The sequence below is a fragment of the Bradyrhizobium sp. CCBAU 45394 genome (assembly GCF_028128655.1).
GTDB classification, from domain to species: domain Bacteria; phylum Pseudomonadota; class Alphaproteobacteria; order Rhizobiales; family Xanthobacteraceae; genus Bradyrhizobium; species Bradyrhizobium diazoefficiens.
In genome coordinates this window covers 254103-274903 of record NZ_LBIX01000175.1, presented here as the reverse complement: position 1 = coordinate 274903, position 20801 = coordinate 254103, and the positions used below count along the sequence as shown (strand labels likewise).

Genomic DNA, 20801 nt, shown 5'->3' with positions numbered 1-20801 from the left:
ATGAGAGAGTGGTGCCCGCCTCACATCGTGATGGTGAGAGTTCGAAGAGGCAGCGCAATCACGCCTCCCCATCCTTCCATCCGATCTTGTCCCTGAGGAATCGAAAGCCCAGCACCTCAAAACCGGCGCGCTCCTTGTTGTCCTTGCCGTAGCCGTGACCGCCGGCTGCCGGCTCGTAGAACCAGGCCTCATAGCCCATCGCCTGGAGCTTTGCCGCCATCTTGCGGGCGTGGCCGGGATGGACGCGGTCGTCGCGCCGCGTGGTGGCGATCAGGATCGGCGGATAGGCCTGGCCGGGCTTTGCGTTGTGATAGGCGGAGTAGGTCTTCAGCCACTCCCATTCGTCGGGCTTGTCGGGGTCGCCATATTCCGCGATCCAACTCGCGCCTGCGAGCAGCTTGGTGTAGCGGCGCATGTCGATCAGCGGGATGGTGCAGAACAGCGCGCCGAAGCGTTCGGGGTAGCGCACCAGCATGTTGGTGATGAGGATGCCGCCGTTCGATCCGCCCTGCGCTGCGATGCGCTTCGCGCTTGTCACGCCGCGGCGGACGAAATCGGCGGCAACGGCGGCGAAATCGTCATGCGACAGCTTCTTGCCGGCGAGCCGGCCGGCATCGTGCCAGCGCGTGCCGAATTCGCCGCCGCCGCGCAGATTCGCCTGCACCGTGGTGCCGCCGCGCTCCAGCCACAGCTTGCCGAGCGATGGATTGTAATACGGCTTCACCGCGACGGCGAAGCCGCCATAGGCGCTCATATAGACCGGCGCATCGCCGGTCTCCTTGGCAGGACCGGTCTGCACATAGGGAATGCGCTCGCCGTCGATCGAGATCGCCTCGTGTTGCGTCACCACGAGGCCGTCGGCGGTGAACGTCTTCGGCGCCTGCTTCAGCACGGTCGGGCTTGCGACGCCGCGCTCCAACAGCAGCAGCGAGGGCGGCGTGAGCGGATCCTGCACGTTGGCGAGCAGGTCGCCATTGCTCTCGGAGGGATGACGGTCGAGCGGCCAGATATCGACGACACCGATCTGCGGGAGGCCGGGAAGCGTGGCGCGGCTCCAGCCCGCGGCGGACGGCGTGCAGATCTCGAATTGCGGCTTGAGCTCGTCGAGGATCGACAGCACCAGCTTGCTGCCCGCCCAGAACAGGCCCTGCAATGCGCGCCGCGGGCCGGGCTCGAACAGGACCGCGAAATCGCGGCTGCCGGCGAGGAACGCCGAGAGCGAGATGCCGAGCACGGTGTCGGTGGCAAAGGTTCGGCCTCCGGCCGACCAGTCCTTGCGCAGCTTCATCGCGAACCAGTCGCCATGCGCCTGCATCCAGACGCCGGTCGGCAGGTCGAGCTTCGTCGTCGCACCGGTCGCATCGCGCAGCCAGATCGCGTGATTGAAGAAGTCGATCTGATCGACGATCCAGACCCGCGGCACCGATCCGGTGTCGTCGGCCATGCCGGAGACCGCCATGTGATCGGCGGTGGTCTCGATGATCACCTGCGCCTGATCGGCAGGCTGGCCACGCCGCCACAGGCGAACGGTCCGCGCATATCCGGAGCTCGTCGCCATGCCCTCGCCATGCGCGCTCGACAGCAGCAGCGTGTCCTGATCGAGCCAGTCAACGCCGCCCTTGGCTTCCGGCAGCGTAAAGCCGTCCGCCACGAAGCTCTTCGTGTCGAGGTCGAATTCCCGCAAGGTGACGGCGTCGCTGCCGCCGCGCGACAGGCTCAGAATCGCCCGCGAGCTTGCCGGCATCGTGACGATCGAGCTCAGCAGCCAATCCTCGCCCTCCTTTGCCGCGAGCTGGTCGATGTCCAGCACGATCTCCCACGCCGGGCTTGCTTTGCGAAACTCCGCCAGATTGGTTCGCCGCCACAGGCCGCGCGGGTTGGTGGCGTCCTTCCAGAGGTTGTGCAGATCGCTGCCGCGCCGGCTGACATAGGGGATGTTGTCGGGACGATCGTAGATCGCCGCGAGGATATCGCGGTCGCGCGCGAAGGCCGCTCCGCCGAATGCGTCGAGCGTCAGGCTGTTCTGCCGCTCCACGAAATCGAGCGCGTGCTTGCCTTCGATCTCCTCCAGCCAGAGCCAGGGATCGTCGTCGGGAGCGCTGAGCGTAGGCCTGTCGTCGACCGTCATGAACGAAACTCCCAAAAGTCGCGGCGGATAGGATTTGATCGAGCGCAAGCCGTCAAGAGCGCAGCCCGCTATCATCTGCCCGATTGCGTCAGAGGCATGGCCTGCGCCCGTTTGCGCCGGTTGCCCGCCCTCCCGCGCCGCTCCATAGTGCCGGGAATCAACAAAGCCCTTGTGAGCCCGTTGGGGCGGAAATGCCGATGCTTGACGTGACTTCAGCCAATCAGATCGCCGCCGACGCCCGCGTGCGTGCCAATGTGGTGCGCCTTGCTGCCGCGCAGGCGCTGACCGGCGCCAACTCGGCTGTGATCTTCGCCACCGGCGCGATCGTCGGCGCCACGCTCGCGCCCGACATGTCGTTCGCGACCGTGCCGATCTCGATGTATGTGGTGGGCCTTGCCGCCGGCACGCTGCCGACCGGCGCGATCTCGCGCCGCTTCGGCCGCCGCGCCGCCTTCGTCATCGGTACCGGTCTGGGCGCGCTCACCGGCCTGCTCGGCTCGTTCGCCATCCTGCACGGCTCGTTCGCGCTGTTCTGCATCGCGACCTTTCTCGGTGGCCTCTATGGCTCGGTGGCGCAGTCCTATCGCTTCGCCGCCGCCGATGGCGCCAGCGCGGTCTACCGGCCCAAGGCGGTATCCTGGGTGATGGCGGGCGGCGTGTTCGCCGGCGTGCTCGGTCCGCAGCTCGTGCAGTGGACCATGGATGTCTGGCAGCCCTATCTGTTCGCCTTCAGCTTCCTGGTGCAGGCTGCGGTGGCGCTGGTCGCCATGGGCATCGTCGCCGGCGTCGACATGCCGAAGCCGGCGCCGGCCGATCTGCATGGCGGCCGGCCGCTGCTCACGATCGTGACCCAGCCGCGCTTCATCGCGGCGGCGCTATGCGGCGTCATCTCCTATCCCATGATGAATCTGGTGATGACCTCGGCGCCGCTCGCCATGAAGCTGTGCGGCCTCAGCGTTTCCGATTCCAATTTCGGCATTCAATGGCACATCGTCGCCATGTACGGGCCGAGCTTCTTCACCGGCGCGCTGATCGCGCGCTTCGGCGCACCGAAGATCGTCGCCGCCGGCCTGCTGCTCGAGGCCGGCGCGGCCACCATCGGTCTCTCCGGCCTCACGGCGATGCATTTCTGGGCCACGCTGATCGTGCTCGGCGTGGGGTGGAATTTCTCCTTCATCGGCGCCTCCGCCCTGGTCTTGGAGACGCACCGGCCGCAGGAGCGCAACAAGGTGCAGGCCTTCAACGATTTCCTGGTGTTCGGCATGATGGCGATCGGCTCGTTCTCGTCAGGGCAATTGCTCGCCAATTACGGCTGGTCCGCGGTGAACATGGTGGTGTTCCCGCCGGTCGTGCTGGGGCTTGCCGTGCTCTCGCTCGTCTCCTGGGCGCGCCGCCGCAAGGCGCGGCTGGACGCCGCCATGGGCGAGTTCCCGGACGCGGTCTGATGGCGGGAGGCTGTCAGCAACGTTGATACTTCGATCCAGGTCGAAGTGATTTTTGGGAGCCGCGTTGTTACATGATGCTCGTCATGAACAGGCTCGTCAGGCCAGCAACGTCCTTCATTTTCTGCCGTCATTCCGGGGCACCCGAAGGGTGAACCCGGAATCTCGAGATTCCGGGTTCGATGCTTTGCATCGCCCCGGAATGACGGCGAGGAGCAAAGAAATGCTCGACAATCCCCGCCACGCAGCTCCGATCGACGAATCCTCCCTCCGCTATGAAGGCTGGCGCATCGTCGCGGTCTGCTTCCTGCTCGCGACCTTCGGCTGGGGGCTCGGCTTCTATGGCCAGAGCGTCTATGTCGCCGAGCTCCAGCGCGCGCGGGGCTGGCCCGCCTCGCTGATCTCCGCAGGGACGACGTTCTTCTATCTGTTCGGCGCGCTGCTCGTCGTCTTCGTCGGCGAGGCTGTCCGAAAATACGGCCCGCGTCTCTGCCTGATCGCGGGCACGCTGGCGATGGCCGCCGCGGCGGTCGCGATCGGCGCGGTGCGCGAGCCCTGGCAGCTTTATCTCGCCGACGCCGTGCTCGCCTTCGGCTGGGCCGGCACCAGTCTCGCCATGATCACCAACACGATCAGCCTATGGTTCGACCACAAGCGCGGCATGGCGATCAGCCTCGCGCTGAACGGCGCCAGCTTCGGCGGCATCGTCGGCGTGCCGCTGCTGGTGACCATGATCAGCCATGTTGGATTCGCGACGGCGATGTACGCCACATCAGGCGCCATGCTGGTGCTGCTCGTGCCGGTGATCCTGCTCGCCGTCGGCCGGCCGCCCGAGCACCATGGCTGGCATGCGGCAGCGAAGGCAAAGCCGCAATCGTCGGCGCAAATCCGCGCGCACGCGCTGCGCGACGTCGGCTTCCTCACGGTGACGATTGCCTTCGCGCTGGTGCTTTTCGCGCAAGTCGGCTTCATCGTGCACCTGATCTCGTTCCTCGACCCCGTGATCGGCCGCGAGCGCGCTGCGGTAGCCGTCGCCGTGCTGACGGCCATGGCGGTGGTCGGCCGCGTGCTGTTCTCGATGGTGATCGACCGGCTCAACCAGCGCCTCGCCTCGGCGCTGTCGTTCCTCAGCCAGGCCGCGGCGCTCCTCGTCGTCATCAACCTGCACAACGACTACGTGCTGATCGCGGCCTGTGCCGTGTTCGGCTTCTCGGTCGGCAACCTCATCACGCTGCCCTCGCTGATCGTGCAACAGGAGTTCGATTCCGCCGCGTTCGGCGTGCTGATCAGCCTGAACACCGCGATCAACCAGGTGACCTACGCGTTCGGCCCCGGCGTGGTCGGCTTCCTGCGCGATTTCTCCGGCGGCTATGCGCTGCCGTTCTATCTGTGTATCGCGCTGGAGGTGGCGGCGGCGGCGCTGATCATGGTGCGGGGGAAGCCTCGTAGGGTGGGCAAAGGCGCATAGCGCCGTGCCCACCATCTTCTCAACGAGTGCCGCGAGAATTGGTGGGCACGCTTCGCTTTGCCCACCCTACGACATCACGCCTCCCGCTGCCGCAACAACGCCTCGACATCCAGCCGCTTCGTAATCATCGCAAGCTTGCCATCCGGCCCGAACGGCCATTGCTCCCTCGGCCGATCCCAGTACAGCTCGACGCCGTTCTGGTCGGGATCGCGCAGGTAAAGCGCCTCGCTGACGCCGTGGTCGCTCGCGCCGTCGAGCGCAATGCCGGCCGAAAGCACCCGGTGCAGCGCATCCGCCAGCGCGGGGCGCGTCGGGTAGAGGATCGCGGTGTGAAAGAGCCCGGTCGTGCCCGGCGGCGGCGGCGAGCCGCCCTTGCTCTCCCAGGTGTTGAGCCCGATGTGGTGATGATAGCCGCCGGCCGAGATGAAGGCCGCGCCCGAGCCCATGCGCTGCATCAATTCGAAGCCGAGCACGCCGCAATAGAAGCCGAGCGCGCGATCGAGATCGGCGACCTTGAGGTGAACGTGGCCGATCCGGGTGCCGGCATGGACGGCTGGGTTCTGCGACATGGCAATGCTCCGTTGATCAACCCCACATAGGCCGCGCCCCGGGACAGTGCCACTGGCCTATCCCGAAACCCAGCGTTTCCGGACGGGAAACTAAGACAGCTCCGGCACCTCGCCCTCCGGCAGCCCGAACTCGAACGCGTTCAGCGTCATCGACACCATTGTGTAGTAGCCGCACAGCCCGATCACCTCGACCACGCCGCGTTCGCCGAGCAACTTCACCGCCTCATCATAGAGGCCCTTCTCGACGCCGCGGCCCTCATGCAGCGACTTCGCGACGTCGTAGATCATCCTGGCCTTGGGGTCGTCGAACTCAGGCGTGCGGCGGTCGCGGATCGCGTCGATGATTTTTGGATCCATGCCGCCTGCAAGCGCGAGGCGCTTGTGCGCGTACCATTCGTAATGCGCGGTCCAGTGCCGCGCCGTCACCAGGATCGCGATCTCCGAGAGCTTGGCAGGGAATATCGTGTCGAAGCGCAGGACTTCGCCGAGCCGCGTCGCGTGACGGGCCATCTCCGGGCTGTTGAGCCAGGCCATCATCGGTGCCGGCGGCTTGCCGCGCTTGCCGGCAATCGACTCGTCATAGGTCTGCCGCTGGCTCTCGTTCATTTCGCCAGGCGAAAGAAGTGTCAGGCGCATTCTCGTTTCCTCTTTGTTTTCAAGCACCGTCGTGGTCGCGACTATAGCCGAATGCGCCTGCGGAAGTGGTTGAATTCCACGGTGCGATGGCCCAGAGTCGCGCCCAACAAGTCGATTTTGATTGATGGAAACGACCAATGACTGACTCTAAAACCAGCGATTCTGAAACGGCCGATCTCGAAACATTCCGCAACGAGACGCGCGCCTGGCTTGAAGCCAACTGCCCGCCGGAAATGCGCAGGCCCGCAACGTCGGACGCCGACGTGTTCTGGGGCGGGCGCAACGCAAAGTTCTCGTCCGAGCCGCAGCGCATCTGGTTCGAGCGCATGCGCGACAAGGGCTGGACCGTGCCCGACTGGCCGAAGGAATATGGCGGCGGCGGATTGAGCGCTGCCGAGCACAAGGTGCTGCGCGCGGAGATGGCCAAGATGGGCGCGCGTCCACCGCTGTCGAGCTTCGGCATCTGGATGCTCGGGCCGGCGCTGCTGAAATACGGCAACGAGGCGCAGAAGAAGGAGCACCTGCCAAAGATCGCGGCGGGCCTGATCCGCTGGTGCCAGGGCTATTCCGAGCCGAACGCCGGCTCCGATCTCGCTTCGCTCCAGACCCGCGCCGAGAGCGACGGCGATGATTTCGTCATCACCGGCTCGAAGATCTGGACCTCCTACGCCAACTATGCCGACTGGATCTTCTGCCTCATCCGCACCGATCCCGCCGCTAAGAAGCACGACGGCATCAGCTTCATCCTGTTCGACATGACCTCGAAGGGCGTGACGACCAAGCCGATCCTCCTGATCTCCGGCTACTCGCCGTTCTGCGAGACCTTCTTCGACGGCGTCCGCGTGCCGAAATCGCATGTGGTCGGCACCGTCAACCGCGGCTGGGACGTCGCGAAATATCTGCTCCAGCACGAGCGCGCGATGATCTCGGGCATGGGCGAGCGCGGCGTCGGCCGTCCGCTCGGCCAGATCGCAGCCGATTCCGTCGGCAGCGATGCGCAAGGTCGCCTCGACGATGCGATGCTGCGCGGCAAGATCGCGAGCTTCGATGTCGATGAAGCCGCGCTCGCCGCCTGCGCCGAACGCGCGGTCGATCTCGCCAAGGCGGGGCAGGCGCATCCGGCGTTCTCGTCCGCGATGAAATATTACGGCACCGAGCTCAACAAGCGCCGCTACGAGATCCTGATGTCGGCCGGCGGCGTCGATGCGCTGGAATGGGAGAGCGAACGCTCCAAGCAGGGCGCCCGTCCGCGCGCCTGGCTGCGCACCAAGGCCAACTCGATCGAGGGCGGCACGTCCGAAGTGATGCTCGGCATCGTCGCCAAGCGCATCCTCGATCTGCCGGGGGCCTAACTCCGCCGTCGTTCCGGGGCGGTCCGCAGGACCGAACCCGGAACCTCGAGATTCCGGGTTCGCGTCTTCGACGCGCCCCGGAATGACACCAACAGATTTACAAAGACGCTAGAGACTGAAGCCATGGCCCTCGTCCTCACCGAAGAACAATCGATGCTCCGCGACTCTGCGCGCGGGCTGATCAGCGACAAGGCGCCGGTGTCGCACCTGCGTCACTTGCGCGACTCCAGGGATCCGACCGGCTTCTCCAAGGAGTTCTGGCATTCCTTTGCCGAGATGGGCTTTGCCGGCCTGCTGGTGCCGGAAGAGTTCGGCGGCTCCGGCCTCGGCTTCGTCGAGGCCGGCGTCGTGATGGAGGAGATCGGCCGCACCTTGATGCCGTCGCCCTTCCTCGCCACCAGCGTGGTCGCAGCCTCGGCGTTGAACCGCGGCGGCAATGCCGCGCAGAAGTCGGAATATTTGCCGAAGATTTCCAACGGCTCGCTGCTGGCGACGCTCGCGATCGACGAGGGCGCCAAGCATCGCCCGCTCCGGACCAGCCTCCAGGCCGTGCGTGCCGGCAACGGATTCAAGCTCTCCGGTGCCAAGGCCCTGGTCGTCGACGGTCACGTCGCCGATCTCCTCATCGTCGCCGCACGCACCGCGGGCTCCGCCGGTGAGCGCGACGGCCTGACGCTGTTCCTGGTCAACCCCAAAGCCAAGGGCGTCGCGATCGAGCGCACCATCATGGTCGATGCGCACAACGCGGCGCGGATCGAGCTTGCCAATGTCGAGGTCAATGCCGACAGCGTGCTCGGCGAGGTCGATCAGGCTGCCGGTCTGCTCGACGGCGTGCTCGACATCGGCCGCGGCGCGGTGGCCGCCGAAATGGTGGGCCTTAGCGACGAGGTGTTCAATCGCACCGTCGAGTACCTGAAGAGTCGCAAGCAGTTCGGCAAGCTGATCGGCGAATTCCAGGCGCTGCAGCATCGCGCCGCCGAGCTCTATGTCGACATCGAGATCACCCGCGCCGCGGTGATGAAGGCGCTCCAGGCGCTGGATGCTGACGTCGCCAAAGCCACGTCAGCCGTCGCGGTCGCAAAAGCCCGCGCCGGCACCACCGCCACGCGCGCGGTCCAGGAAGGCGTGCAGATGCATGGCGGCATGGGCATGACCGACCAGTTCGACATCGGCTTCTTCATGAAGCGCGCACGGGTGTGCGAGGAGCTATTCGGGGATGCGAATTACCACACCGAGCAGTTGGCAAGGGCGCGGGGATATTGAGGCGGGTGGACGTGAGGCGCAGGACGCCGCCTCACAATCAGTGTCGTCGCCCGGCTTGACCGGGCGACCCAGTACGCCGCGGCGTCTCGATCAACAACAACTGGCTCTGGAATACTGGATCGCCCGCCTTCGCGGGCGATGACGGTTGAGAGTGTGGAAAGCTCGTGCCTCATCTCGTCATTGCGAGCGCAGCGAAGCAATCCAGACTGTCACCGCAGAGGGATTCTGGATTGCTTCGTCGCTGCGCTCCTCGCAATGACGGCGGAGGAACCGCCGTTACCGCATCGGCGGCGCGTACTGCACGCCACCGGCGTTCCACAGCTGGTTCATGCCGCGCGGGATCTTCAGCTTCGACTTCTCGCCGATATTGCGCTCGTACATCTCGCCGTAATTGCCGACATTGCGGATGATGCGGACGACCCAGTCCTTGGTGAGGCCGAGCTGCTCGCCGTAATTGCCTTCGGTGCCGACGAGGCGCATCACTTCCGGCTTTTTCGACTTCAGCGCCTCGTCGATGTTCTCGGAGGAGACGCCGAGCTCTTCGGCGTTGATCATCGCGTAGAGCGTCCACTTCACGATCATCATCCAGTCGTCGTCGCGCTGGCGCACCACGGGGGCGAGCGGCTCCTTGGAGATCATGTCCGGCAGGATCATGTGATCGCCGGGCTTCGACAGGTTCAGCCGCAGCGCGTAGAGCTGCGAGACGTCGGCGGAGAGCGTATCGCACTTGCCGGTGTCGTAGGCCTTCACCACGTCGTCCAGCTTGTCGAACTTCACCTCTTCGTACTTCATGTTGTTGGCACGGAAGTAGTCGGAGACGTTGAGCGCCGTCGTGGTTCCGGTCTGCACGCAGACCTTGCTGCCGGTCAGGTCCAGCGACGTTTCCTTGTTGCGCGAACGCGGCAGCATGAAGCCTGCGCCGTCGTAATAGGCGACGGCGGGGAAATAGAGGTCGTAGTCGAGCTCACGCGCCATGCTCCAGGTCGAGTTGCGCGAGAGGATGTCCACCTTCCGGCTCTGCAATTCCTTGAAGCGCTCGCTGGCGTCGAGCGCGACGAACTTCGCCTTGGCCGGATCGTTGAAGATCGCCGCCGCCACCGCGCGGCAGAAATCGACGTCGAAGCCGGTCCAGTTGCCCTTGTCGTCGGGGATCGAGAAGCCCGGCAGGCCCTTGTTGACGCCGCACAGCACTTCGCCGCGGCGAACCGTACGCTTCAGGGTGCGGGTGTCGTAGAACTCGTAGATGACGGCGAGCACGCCGACCAGCACGGCGACCGCGAGCCCGATGAGCAGGCCGCCTCGAAAAGTGCGCATGATGTCTCTCTCTCGAAATAATCGGGAAGAAAAGGAAGTGTTGCGAAGGCGGGGAACTTAGAGTTCGGGCTTCTGCCGGATGACCACCTTGGTGCCGACAGGGACGCGATCGTAGAGATCGGCGACGTCGTTGTTGACGAGACGGAAGCAGCCCGAGGACACCTTGGTGCCGATCGTATCAGGGCGGTTGGTGCCGTGAATGCGGTACACGGTGGTGCCGAGATACATGGCGCGGGCGCCGAGCGGATTGCCGGGGCCGCCGGCCATGAAGCGCGGTAGATAGGGCTGGCGCTGGATCATCTCGGGCGGCGGCGTCCAGTCCGGCCATTCCTTCTTGTTGGTGATGTTCACCAGCCCCTGCCACTGGAAGCCGTCGCGGCCGACGCCGATGCCGTAGCGGATCGCGCGCCCGCCCGGCTGCACCAGATAGAGGTGGCGCTCTGCGGTGGAGATGATGATGGTGCCCGGCGTCTCGGTGGTGCGGAAGTAGACCACCTGCTTCTGCCATTCCGGCTCGAGCTGGTAGGCGTCGTCAGCGACCAGACCCGGCTCGTCGCCGCGGTCGGGCTGCTGCGCGATGGCCTGTGGTGCGGACAGGATCAGGCCGATCGTGGCCACGAACATCCCGGTCAGGCGACGAAAATCCGTCATTTCAAGCTCTCCCCGCTGCCACAGCGCAAATCATTCAAAGCCATCAAATCTCAGGGGCATGTTCATGGCAAGTTGATGGCGCCCCCGGCTGGTATGTCACGAGAATGCTTTGCTTTTTTGACGGGCCCACGGCAATGCCACAAACAGGGGATGGCGCGAAAAGCCTAGATGGCGGCCGCGAGGCCGGTGCGCTCCCTCCCCCGCTTGCGGGGGAGGGTCGGGGAGAGGGTGCTTCTACAATCAAGGACCCCAAGAGGAGAGAGCCCTCACCCGCCGCGCTCGGGACGATGCTTCGCATCGACCGGGGCGCGTCGGCCTCTCCCGCAAGCGGGAGAGGCAAAGGGACCTCGCCAGGCGGCGACCCGTCAGATCTTGTTGTTCTCCGCCGCGATCCCGAGCCGGCGCACGATTTCGGCTCCCACGGCGCGGGCCTCGAGCCGCGAGCCGATGCGGGGGCTGCGAAAGCGTCGGCCCGAGCGCAACCGGATCGTGACGATGCAGTGCTCGTCCTCGGACCGGCCGCGGCGGTCGACGGTGATGGTCTTCACCTCGTGCCCCTCGATATGGTCGGTGCGCGGCCGGCCGTCGCCCCACAGGCGTTCGACGCGGATGTCGCCCTCGCGGATGATCCAGAACGCGCCGGTCACGAGGTTGGCGTAGCGATACACGGCGAACGCCGCGATCGCGCCGAGCGGCAGCAGCAGGATATCGACATGGCTCGGCGGCCATCCGCGCCAGAGCTTGTAGGCGTAGGGCACGGCGGACAAGGCGACGGCGATCAGTGCGACGATCCTTATGTCCCGTGCGGAAAACGCCTCGAGCGGCTCGCCGAGATGCATCTCGGAATTGCTGGCATCGAGCGGATTGACCGGCTCCTCGACGTGGGGAACGTCGAATTGCGTGGCGATCCGTGCCACGGTGTCGCGCACATGCGTGACATCCGAGATCGGCGGCGACGTCAGGCGCTCGCCCGAGACAAGCGTGAAGACCAGCTGAAAGCGGGCCTTCACCCGCTTGCTGCCGGGAACTTGCAACCCCGTGATGTCGTCCTTCGGAACGATCCGCGTCTGGAGTTTTCCGAAGGGACGCTGATGCCCGATCAGGATCTCGTCGGGTGTGATGATCCACACCACCGCCGGCGCCATCATGATGCCGACGACAAATCCCGCTCCCACCAGCAGCGCGACCACCGAGATGATGATTTCCAGCGTGTCGTGCGTGAACAGGCCGGGCGTGAAGCAGAGCGCAACGGCCGCCGCAGAGCCGGCCACGACCAGCCGCTGCGCGATCGATGAGCCTTCACGAAGGCGGATGTCGTTGCTGGTGGTCGCGTCGTCCATTGCGGGCGGCTGATTGCGTCGGTTGCGAAACTCCACGGACGGGTCCGTGGAGTCAAGCAACAAGGCCGTCAGGTGAAACCAGCCGCGCGATGTCCGTGCCGCGTCAGCCGCTGGTGTTCAGCAGCCTCGCCACCGTCCGGTCGATCTCGTCGTAGCGGCCTTCACCGGCATGCTGGAACACGATCTTGCCGGTCTGGTCGATGATGTATTGCGCCGGCCAATACTGGTTGCTGTAGGCGTTCCAGGTCTTCGAATCGTTATCCTGCGCCACCGGATAGGTGATGCCGTGACGCTTCAGGGCGGCCTGCACATTGGAGGCAGAGCGCTCGAACGGGAATTCCGGCGTGTGCACGCCGACCACGACCAGGCCCTTGTCCTTGTATTTTGCATAGAGGTCGGTGACGTGCGGCAGCGTGTTGACGCAGTTGACGCAGCCATAGGTCCAGAAATCGACCAGCACGACCTTGCCGCGGAGATCGGCGATGCTCAGCGGCTTCGAGTTGAACCAGGTGTTGATACCGGTGAAGTCGGGCGCGGTCTGCTGGCTTGCGGCCGCGCTGACGACAGGCGCAGCGCGTGCGGCCTCGTCGCAGATGCCGGGGATCACGGCGCCGGTCACGGCCATGCCGATCAGGGCTGCGGATACGGCGAGCAGTTTCAAGGTCATGGAAGCGTCCTCCGTTGAGATGCGAAGCAATCACAGGCCGATCTGGCCGGTGGGATAGAAGCCGGTGAGCCACGCCACGATCAGCGTGTCGTATTGGAAGTAGGCGGCGACCGCGAAGCCGATCACGACGACGCCAAAGCCCTGCTGCAGGCGTGGCGAAATGCGCGCGAGGCTGCGCACGCGCGTCGTCGCGGCCTGTCCGCCATAGGCGATCGCGAGCATCGGGATCGCCGCGCCGATGGCGTAGGCGACCAGCAGCGTGCCGGCCCAGGTCGCATTCTTCGTCGTCGCCACCAGCGTCAGGATCGAGCCGAGCACGGGCCCTGCGCAGGGCGTCCAGACCAGGCCCAGCGTGGTGCCGAGGATGAGCCCGCCAAGCGCGCCCTCGCGCTGCGCGGCGCTCGCAGCACCAAGATCGAGCCAGCCATTGAGTCGGATCGACAGCCATTCGAACGGCGCCGGCCACAGCATCAACAGGCCGAAGCCGAGCAGCAGGATGGACGCCGCTTCGCGCAGCACGTTCGGATCGAAGTCGAACAGCCGGGTGATCGCGCCGAGCAGCAGCGCTGTCGCCGAGAACGAGATGACGAATCCGAGCGCGATCATCGCCGGCCGCAGATGCCCCGCGCGTCCGATCGAAGCGCCAAGCAGGATCGGCAGCATCGGCAGCGTGCACGGCGCAGCGATGGTGAGGACGCCGGCAAGGACGGCGAAGATCAGGTCGAGCATGGGCCACTCGCGAGGGAGGTCACGAGGGCAGTTCGGGATGGGAGGGGCAGTCGTTACGTGGCGTCACGGCTTCGTGACGGGGTGCCCATCAGGGTGACGGTGCGCTCCCTCCCCCGCTCGCGGGGGAGGGTTGGGGAGAGGGTGTCTCCGCAACGGGATACTCCCCGAGAGGAGAGAGCCCTCACCCGCCGCGCGCGGGACGATCCTTCGCATCGCCCGGGCACGTCGGCCTCTCCCGCAAGCGGGAGAGGCGGGGCTCGCGGTGGCCACCTCAGGCCCAAACACAAAACGACCCGGAGGGGGGCATCCCGTCCGGGTCGTTGGAAGTCTTGGGAGGTTTAAGCAAAACCGTATGTGAGCTTTATAGGAGTGAAGTTTTTCCGCCTGATGTTGTGGTTTGTTTCAATTGTTTCGTCCGCGGTAACACTTCCGTGTCCGGGAATAGGGCCGCTGGTCAGGTCCTATCCCTTTGAAATCATGAGCTTTCAGGCAGCGAAGCGGTCGACGCCGCAGCCCTTAAGCAAATCCGCCAATTGCTTGCGGGCATAGAACATCCGCGTCTTCACCGTGCTCTGGGGGATGCCGATGATCCGACCGACCTCCTCCACGGACTTCTCGTGGTAGTAGACGAGGGTGATGATCTCGCGATGCGCGGGCGACAGTTTCTGCACGCAGGCGCGCAGGATGGCGCTGGTGTCGCTGCGGTCGAGCGAGGTCTCCGGGGTGTCGGTGTCGTCAGGGATCTGGCGCACGTCTTCCTGGTCGATGTCCTCGAAGCGGCGCTGGCGCATCGCGGTCAGCGCCTTGAAGCGGGCAATCGACAGCAGCCAGGTCGAGACCTGCGAGCGGCCCTGGAACTGGCCGGCGGTCCGCCACACGTCGAGGAACACCTGGCTGACAAGGTCTTCCGCGGTGGTGGCATCACGCACGATACGCAGGATGAAGCGGTAAACCCGCACATTGTGCCGGCAATACAGGATGTGCATCGACGTCCGGTTGCCGTCGGCAATGCTTTCCAGAAGCATATCGTCCGAAGTCGCCTGAGCGGCGATGATGCTCTGGCTGGCCTGGGCGTTGATGGCGATGACGTTCGGCATAGACTTGGCTCCCCGTAGCGCCGCAACCGAGCGGCGTTTCCTTGGACCAAAGTGTTAATCAGCCACCGTTTCGGGACGTCTGCGCGAAAAGCGGAAAATGGTTTCGTGCGCCGCCAAATTGTTTCGTCGGACAGGGCGCGACGAAACATTCGGGGCAAAAAAGCGTGGAATTTCAATGTACGGAAAATACGGGGGTGGGGATTTGGCAGCGAGCGGAGGCGCCGGGAACGAATTTTCGGGGTTTGCGTTCAGTCGCGCCCCGCACTCCGCCGTCGTCCCGGACAAGCGCGCCAAAAGCGCGCGCCGATCCGGGACCCATAATCACAGGGAGGCGTTGTGGCGCGAAGCTGGTAACTCCGAGTCTTCGCCAAACCCAATTTCGTGGCTATGGGTCCCGGATCTGCGCTGGCGCTTGTCCGGGACGACAGCTGTATTTGCCGCGCGCCCCTACGTCTTCTCGCCAGCCGGCGAGAACAGATAGCCGCCGCCGCGGATGGTGCGGATTACGGCGGGTTTTGCCGGGTCGGGCTCGATCTTGCGGCGGATGCGCATGATGCGCAGGTCCACGGCGCGGTCGAACGCCTCGGCGTCGCGCGCATTGGCCAGTTCGAGCAGGCGCTCGCGCGACAGCACGCGCTTCGGATTGGCCGCGAACACCTTGAGCAGCCCGAACTCCGATGCGGTCAGCGGATGCTCGTTGCCCTCGTCGTCGCGCAGCGCCTGGGCTTCGAGGTCGAGCCATTTGGTGCCGAAGCGGACCAGCTGATCCTTGTCCGATTTCGCCGCCGCAGCCTCCGGCGCCGCGGCCTTGGCCGGCCCGCTTCTGCGCAGCACCGAGCGGATGCGCGCCATCAGCTCGCGCAGCTCGCAGGGCTTTGCCACGTAGTCGTCGGCGCCAAGCTCAAGCCCGACGACGCGGTCGATCGGGCTCGCGGTCGCCGTGAGCATGATGACAGGCACGTTGATGCGGCTCTTGAGGTCGCGGATGATCGACAGCCCGTCTTCCTCGGGCATGTTGAGGTCGAGCACGACGAGATCGGGCATGCCGCCGTCGATCGCGGCGCGCAACGACTTGCCGCCGTCGCACAGCGTCACGGTGAAGCCGTGCATCTTGAGGTAATCGCCGACCATCTCCCGGGCCGGGGCCTCGTCGTCGACGATCATGATGTGCTGGCTTTGGGTCATGGTCTTGAGATCACGGCAGTTCGGTCGCGGGGAGGGTGATGGTGAAGGTCGAGCCCCTGCCGGGGCCGTCGCTGTCGGCGGTCACCTCGCCGCCATGCATGTCGATAATACGCTTGACGATGGAAAGCCCAAGCCCCGTCGAGCTCTCGCCGGCGGTCGGTTTTGCCGACAGCCGCTGGAACCGGCCGAACAGGCGGCCGAGATCCTCCGGCGACAGGCCGGCGCCCTCGTCGCTGACGCGGACGATGGTCTCGCTGCCCTCATGGGCGACGGCCACGCTGATCTTGCCGCCGATCGGTGAGTACTTGATGGCGTTGCTGATGAGGTTGTCGATCGCCTCCCGGATGCGGTCGGTGTCGCACATGGTGACGATGTTGGACGGCGCGGCGACGCTGATCGCCTGCTGCTTGTTGACGGCGAGCGGCTGGTTGGCGTCGGCGACCTCCTTGACCAGGGCGGCGACGTCGACCGGCTCGCGGCGGATGGTGATGTCGAAGGCATCGGCCATCGCGTCCGAGATCAGGTGATCGACCATCGTGGTCAGGCGCTTGGTGGCGTCGCGGATGTGATCGACCTGGGCGACCACGCCGCTGGACGAGGCGCCGGTCGAGATCAGCTCCTTCAGCATCTCGGTGCGGCCGAGGATGACGCCGAGCGGATTCTTCAGATCGTGCGCGACGGTGCCCAGGATCTCGTTCTTGAAGCCGTTGGCGCGCTGCAGCCGCAGCCACTGCGCCGAGAGGCGGCGGTTGGCCTGCATCAGCGCGCGGGTGCGCTGGGCGACGCGGTCTTCCAGCTGCGTGTTGGCGTCCTGGAGCTGCTGATAGAGGATGACGTTGTCGAAGGCGATTGAGAGCCGGCTGGAGAAGATCTCGACCAGCGAGCGGTCGGTCTCGGACAGCTCGCGCTCGGCCTGCAGCAGCACGACCACCTCGCGGCCGCTTCCGGTGCGCAAGTAGATCACGCTGCGGTGGTCGGCGAATTCGTTCTTGCGGCGCTGGAAGGCGGCCTCGACCATCTCGCGCAGGTCGGGGTCGAGCGCCTTCGACGTCGTGGTGCCGATGAAGCGGCTGTAGCAGCCGCTGCCGGCGAGTACCGAGAGCTCGGGGTCGACGCCGCCATTGTCGCGCAGGACCAGTATTCCGGCGCAATCGACATTGAGCAGCGAGGCGAGCTGGGTCAGCACGCCCTCGGCGAGCCGCTGCATCGACTTGAAGTCGTACAGCGTCGAGGCCGCGTCGATGATGATCTCGAGCCCGCGCCGCGTCTGCACCATGCGCTCGAGCTGCTGATAGGAGCGCAGCGCCGCGGTCAGCGAGGTGAACAGCTTGTCGGCGGTGAGCTCGGTCTTGGCCTTGTAGTCGTTGATGTCGTACTGCACGATCACGCGCCGCTCCGGCGCCTGGCCGGGCTGGCCGGTGCGCAGGATGATGCGCACGGTCTCGTTGCGGATCTCGTTGCGGATGAACTCGACCAGCTCGAGGCCGGCGACGTCGGTCTCCATGATGACGTCGAGCAGCACCGCGGCGATGTCGTTGTGCGCGGCCATCAGCTTGCGGCCTTCGGCCGCGGAATAGGCGGAGAGGATCTCCAGGCCCTGGCCGTTGAGGCTGTAATCGGACAGCGCGAAACGGGTGCCGTCATGCACGGCCGGATCGTCGTCGATGACGGCGATCTTCCACTTCCGGGCGTCCGTATCCTCCGACGCGGTGCCGGTGTCGTCGATCAGGTGGAGGACATCGTCCTGTTCGGCCATTGAGAAGTCCCGTCAGTCTCTGTGCTTTGCGCGCCGCCCTTGGCGACCCGGGGCATGATAATGCGAAAAGTAGTGCCTTGTCCCAGCTTGGATTCCAGCATCATCCGCCCGCCGAGCTGCTGGGTGACGAGGTTATAGACGATATGGAGGCCAAGTCCCGTACCACCTTCATTGCGCCGGGTGGTAAAGAATGGGTCAAAGGCCTGGCGCTGCACGTCCGGGGTCATGCCGGCCCCGTCATCGGTGAAGATGATCTCGATGTCGTCGGCCCCGCGCGGCCGCGCCGAGATCGTGATCGTGCCGGCGCGCCCGTCGGCGAAGGCGTGGTTGGCGGCGTTGAGGAAGAGGTTGGTCAGGATCTGGCCGTAGGAGCCGGGGTAGCCGTCGAGCAGCAGGCCCTCGGGTACGTCGACCTGGAGCGTGATCGGCGAGCGCTTCAGCACCGGGCGCAGGCTGGCGATGATCTGGTCGGTGGCTTCGCTCAAGCTGAACTGCCGCCGCTCGGCATGGGAGCGGTCGACCGCGACCTGCTTGAACGACTGGATCAATTCGCCGGCGCGCTGGAGGTTGGCGACCAGCTGCTGCGAGGCATCGCGCGAGGCCTGCACGAACTCTTCGAGCTGCGAGCGGCGCAGGCCGCCCTCGCCCTTGAGCTGGGCCTCGAAGATATCGCTGCGCCGGGCAAAGCTCGACGCAACGGTGAGGCTGATGCCGATCGGGTTGTTGACCTCGTGCGCGACGCCGGCAACGAGGCCGCCGAGCGCCGCGAGCCGCTCGGCGTCGATCAGGTTCTGCTGCGCGGTGTTGAGCTCGAGCAGCGCGCTCTCGGCCTTCTCCTTGGACGCGCGCAGCTCGTCCTCGGTCTCACGCTTGGCGATCGCGTTCTCGCGGAACACCTCCACCGCGCGGGCCATGGCCCCGACCTCGTCGCGTGCCTTGGTGCCCTGCACCTCGCGGTCGAGGTCGCCGAGCGTGATCGCGCGCATCGCCGCCATGATCTGCTGCAGCGGCAGGCGGATCGACAGCGCGATCAGCACGCCGGCGGTAAGGATGATGCCGAGGAAGATCACCGCGATCGACAGCACGCGCCGCGAAATATCCGCCAGCGTGCGGTCGAACGTCTCCTGCGCCTTCTGCTCGCGCTGGCGCATCTTAGTGGAGAGGTCGTCGATGGCGCCGATCGCCTCGGCCTGGCTGGCGTCGATGGTGTTGCGCAGCAGCTCGGTGCGGCTCATCAGCTGCTCGGAGAGTTTTGCAAAGCCCTCGCGCAGCGCCACGGTGCGGGTCGCGAGCCGTTGCAGCGCCATGCGCTGGAGGTCGTTGTCGGCGAGGTCGATCATCACGGGGATGGTCTTCTCGATCGTCTCGGTGTTGTGGCGCGCGTCGTCGGCCGCGCCTGATGACTGCGACAGATAGTAGGAGTTGGCCGCGACCAGCATCGCGGTGAAGGCCTCGCGCGACTTGCCGAGCGAGGGCCAGATGAGCGCGTCGCGATGGCCGGTGGCGCCTTCGATGATGGAATACAGGCCCGCCATGTCCCTGGCCGGGCCCTGCACCTGGTCCTCATAGGTCTTGGCGATGGTGGCCTGGACGCTGCGCAGCTCGCCGAAGCCGTTGAGGAAGCGGTCGGTGGTGCGCTCCAGCTCCTCGACCGAGCCCGACAGCATCGGGTCCTTGGCGGCGCGGTTGGCGAGGGTCCCCAGCACCGCCTCGCGCAGCAGCAGGATCTCGGCGAACAGGTCCGGGCTCGGCTGGTTGATGTAGCGGTGGATCAGATTGTGCAGCCGCCCGGTCTCGCTTTCGAGCAGCGCCAGGATCCGGTCGGACTCGCGCACCTGGCGCACGTCGTCCCAGGCCGAGCCCAGCACTTGCGAGCCGTTCCAGATCAGCGCCACCAGCACCACCACCACGGCGGAGTTCAGCGCCGCGATCGACAGGATGCGCCAGCGGATCGGCACCGCCCGGAGCGCGCCGACGAGGCGCGCGCGCAGCCGCCCGAGCGGCCCGGGCTGCCTGTCTGCGTGCTCGCTGTGTCCAGCTGCGGGCAACGAGGCTCACTCCACCTTGCGAATGCGTTCGATCAGTGCGGCCGCGGCGGGATCGCGCCCGGCCTTGGCGTAGATCGCCGCCATCGCGTCCCCGAACGGCTTGCGATCGATATCCCTGACGATGGTGACGCCGGCTTCCTCCGCCTTGCGCTGCGACTGCTCCTCGAGGTCGCGCCACTTCTCGCGCATGAAGCGGCTGGAGCGCTGCGCGGCCTCCCGGAAGATGGTCTGGTCGTCCGCCGACAGGCTGCTCCAGGCCTTGAGCGAGATCACCAGCACTTCGGGGCTCATCGTGTGCTCGGTGAGCGCGAGGTAGCCGGCATGTTTGTAATGGTCCGTCGTCACGAAAGATGGCCAGTTGTTCTCGGCGCCGTCGATCAGATGATTGGCAAGCCCGGCGAGCACCTGCCCATAGGGCATCTCGACGGGCTCGGCGCCGAGCGAGCGCATCATCTCGCTCATCAACTCCGATTGCTGCACCCGGATCCGCAGGCCCCGGAGGTCTGCGATGTTTCTGACGGGGCGGGCGCCGTTGTAGATCGAGCGCGCCCCGGAATCGTAGAAGGCGAGCCCGACGAAACCGTAGGGCTCGAAGCTGCCAAGGATCTCGCTGCCGATCGGCCCGTCCAGCACCTTCTGCATGTGCTCGATGGACCGGAACAGGAACGGCATGGCGAGCACGTTCATCGCCGGGACGAAATTGCCGATCAGCGCCACATTGGTCCGGTTGAGGTCGATCGCGCCGGCCCGGGTCTGCTCGATGGTCTCCTTCTCCTCGCCGAGCTGGCGGGAATGAAAAACCTTGATCTCGTGCCGGCCGCCGGTGCGCTCGGCGATCAGCGCGCCCATGTAGCGCAGCGCCTGGACGGTCGGGTAATCCTCGGTCTGGGTGTCGGCGGCGCGAAATTCACGCGCAACGGCGCTCGTCGCGCAAATGGCGAACAAAAGCGCGACGAAAACCACCCCGGTCCGTGAGAGTTCGGCACGGTTCAACACTGGCACACTCAACCCCTCAGTGGTGGAGTCTATGGCGAGACCAAAAGGTTCAATGCAATCTAGCAGATGGTTAAGGGAAGGCCATCCCGCCCGGCCCGCGGGGTGATTGTGCGGCGCGGCCGGCCCTCATTCCCGGTTGAAACTGGAAATGCCGCGCCGT

Annotated in this window: 17 protein-coding genes; 4 read left to right on the top strand and 13 right to left on the bottom strand. The window is 65.7% G+C overall.

Annotation, left to right across the window (positions count from 1 at the left end):
* Positions 1–58: 58 nt before the first annotated feature.
* Positions 59–2128: a prolyl oligopeptidase family serine peptidase gene (locus WN73_RS36580; protein WP_271557091.1), complete on the bottom strand. Its 2070-nt coding sequence runs from the start codon at positions 2126–2128 to the stop codon at positions 59–61.
* A 197-nt stretch (positions 2129–2325) separates the two neighbouring features.
* Here WN73_RS36580 and WN73_RS36575 point away from each other — a divergent pair, with 197 nt between their 5' ends.
* Positions 2326–3573, top strand: a complete 1248-nt coding sequence (locus WN73_RS36575; RefSeq protein ID WP_271557089.1) for an MFS transporter — start codon at positions 2326–2328, stop codon at positions 3571–3573.
* A gap of 220 nt (positions 3574–3793) precedes the next feature.
* Complete coding sequence (locus WN73_RS36570; RefSeq protein WP_271557087.1) at positions 3794–5038, top strand: MFS transporter; 1245 nt, start codon at positions 3794–3796, stop codon at positions 5036–5038.
* A gap of 74 nt (positions 5039–5112) precedes the next feature.
* Here the strand turns inward: WN73_RS36570 and WN73_RS36565 are convergent, their stop codons facing one another.
* Together WN73_RS36565 and WN73_RS36560 are read right to left on the bottom strand one after the other, a co-directional pair.
* Complete coding sequence (locus WN73_RS36565; RefSeq protein WP_011083839.1) at positions 5113–5607, bottom strand: VOC family protein; 495 nt, start codon at positions 5605–5607, stop codon at positions 5113–5115.
* 90 nt (positions 5608–5697) lie between these two features.
* Entirely contained in the window at positions 5698–6243 is a 546-nt protein-coding gene (locus tag WN73_RS36560; protein ID WP_271557085.1) for a carboxymuconolactone decarboxylase family protein, read from the bottom strand.
* A gap of 137 nt (positions 6244–6380) precedes the next feature.
* On the opposite strand from WN73_RS36560, the gene WN73_RS36555 reads away from it, so the two are divergent.
* A complete protein-coding gene (locus tag WN73_RS36555) occupies positions 6381–7595 on the top strand; it encodes an acyl-CoA dehydrogenase family protein (protein WP_161532974.1) in 1215 nt (404 codons plus the stop codon).
* A gap of 123 nt (positions 7596–7718) precedes the next feature.
* On the top strand, positions 7719–8858 hold the full coding sequence (locus WN73_RS36550) for an acyl-CoA dehydrogenase family protein (RefSeq protein WP_060909439.1): 1140 nt from the start codon (positions 7719–7721) through the stop codon (positions 8856–8858).
* 276 nt (positions 8859–9134) lie between these two features.
* Here WN73_RS36550 and WN73_RS36545 read toward each other — a convergent pair whose 3' ends face one another.
* The 10 genes from WN73_RS36545 to WN73_RS36500 form a co-directional block, all read right to left on the bottom strand.
* A complete protein-coding gene (locus WN73_RS36545) occupies positions 9135–10172 on the bottom strand; it encodes an amino acid ABC transporter substrate-binding protein (protein ID WP_011083843.1) in 1038 nt (345 codons plus the stop codon).
* 57 nt (positions 10173–10229) lie between these two features.
* Entirely contained in the window at positions 10230–10823 is a 594-nt protein-coding gene (locus WN73_RS36540; RefSeq protein ID WP_011083844.1) for a L,D-transpeptidase, read from the bottom strand.
* 365 nt (positions 10824–11188) lie between these two features.
* Positions 11189–12163: a hypothetical protein gene (locus WN73_RS36535; RefSeq protein ID WP_271557081.1), complete on the bottom strand. Its 975-nt coding sequence runs from the start codon at positions 12161–12163 to the stop codon at positions 11189–11191.
* Positions 12164–12266: 103 nt separating this feature from the next.
* Positions 12267–12830 carry a thioredoxin family protein gene (locus tag WN73_RS36530; RefSeq protein ID WP_271557079.1) on the bottom strand — a complete coding sequence of 188 codons (564 nt, stop codon included), beginning with the start codon at positions 12828–12830 and terminating at the stop codon, positions 12267–12269.
* Between the two features lie 30 nt (positions 12831–12860).
* Positions 12861–13559 (bottom strand): cytochrome c biogenesis CcdA family protein, encoded by a 699-nt coding sequence (locus WN73_RS36525; protein WP_011083847.1) that lies wholly within the window; start codon positions 13557–13559, stop codon positions 12861–12863.
* Positions 13560–14044: 485 nt separating this feature from the next.
* Positions 14045–14656, bottom strand: coding sequence for a sigma-70 family RNA polymerase sigma factor (locus WN73_RS36520; RefSeq protein ID WP_011083848.1), 612 nt, complete (start codon positions 14654–14656; stop codon positions 14045–14047).
* A 447-nt stretch (positions 14657–15103) separates the two neighbouring features.
* Positions 15104–15841 (bottom strand): response regulator, encoded by a 738-nt coding sequence (locus WN73_RS36515; protein WP_011083849.1) that lies wholly within the window; start codon positions 15839–15841, stop codon positions 15104–15106.
* 10 nt (positions 15842–15851) lie between these two features.
* Positions 15852–17597 (bottom strand): ATP-binding response regulator, encoded by a 1746-nt coding sequence (locus tag WN73_RS36510; protein ID WP_011083850.1) that lies wholly within the window; start codon positions 17595–17597, stop codon positions 15852–15854.
* Positions 17567–19645 (bottom strand): sensor histidine kinase, encoded by a 2079-nt coding sequence (locus WN73_RS36505; RefSeq protein ID WP_271557074.1) that lies wholly within the window; start codon positions 19643–19645, stop codon positions 17567–17569. Before WN73_RS36505 ends, WN73_RS36510 begins: the two co-directional genes overlap by 31 nt.
* A 6-nt stretch (positions 19646–19651) precedes the next feature.
* On the bottom strand, positions 19652–20647 hold the full coding sequence (locus WN73_RS36500; RefSeq protein WP_333925636.1) for a TRAP transporter substrate-binding protein: 996 nt from the start codon (positions 20645–20647) through the stop codon (positions 19652–19654).
* Positions 20648–20801: the final 154 nt, after the last annotated feature.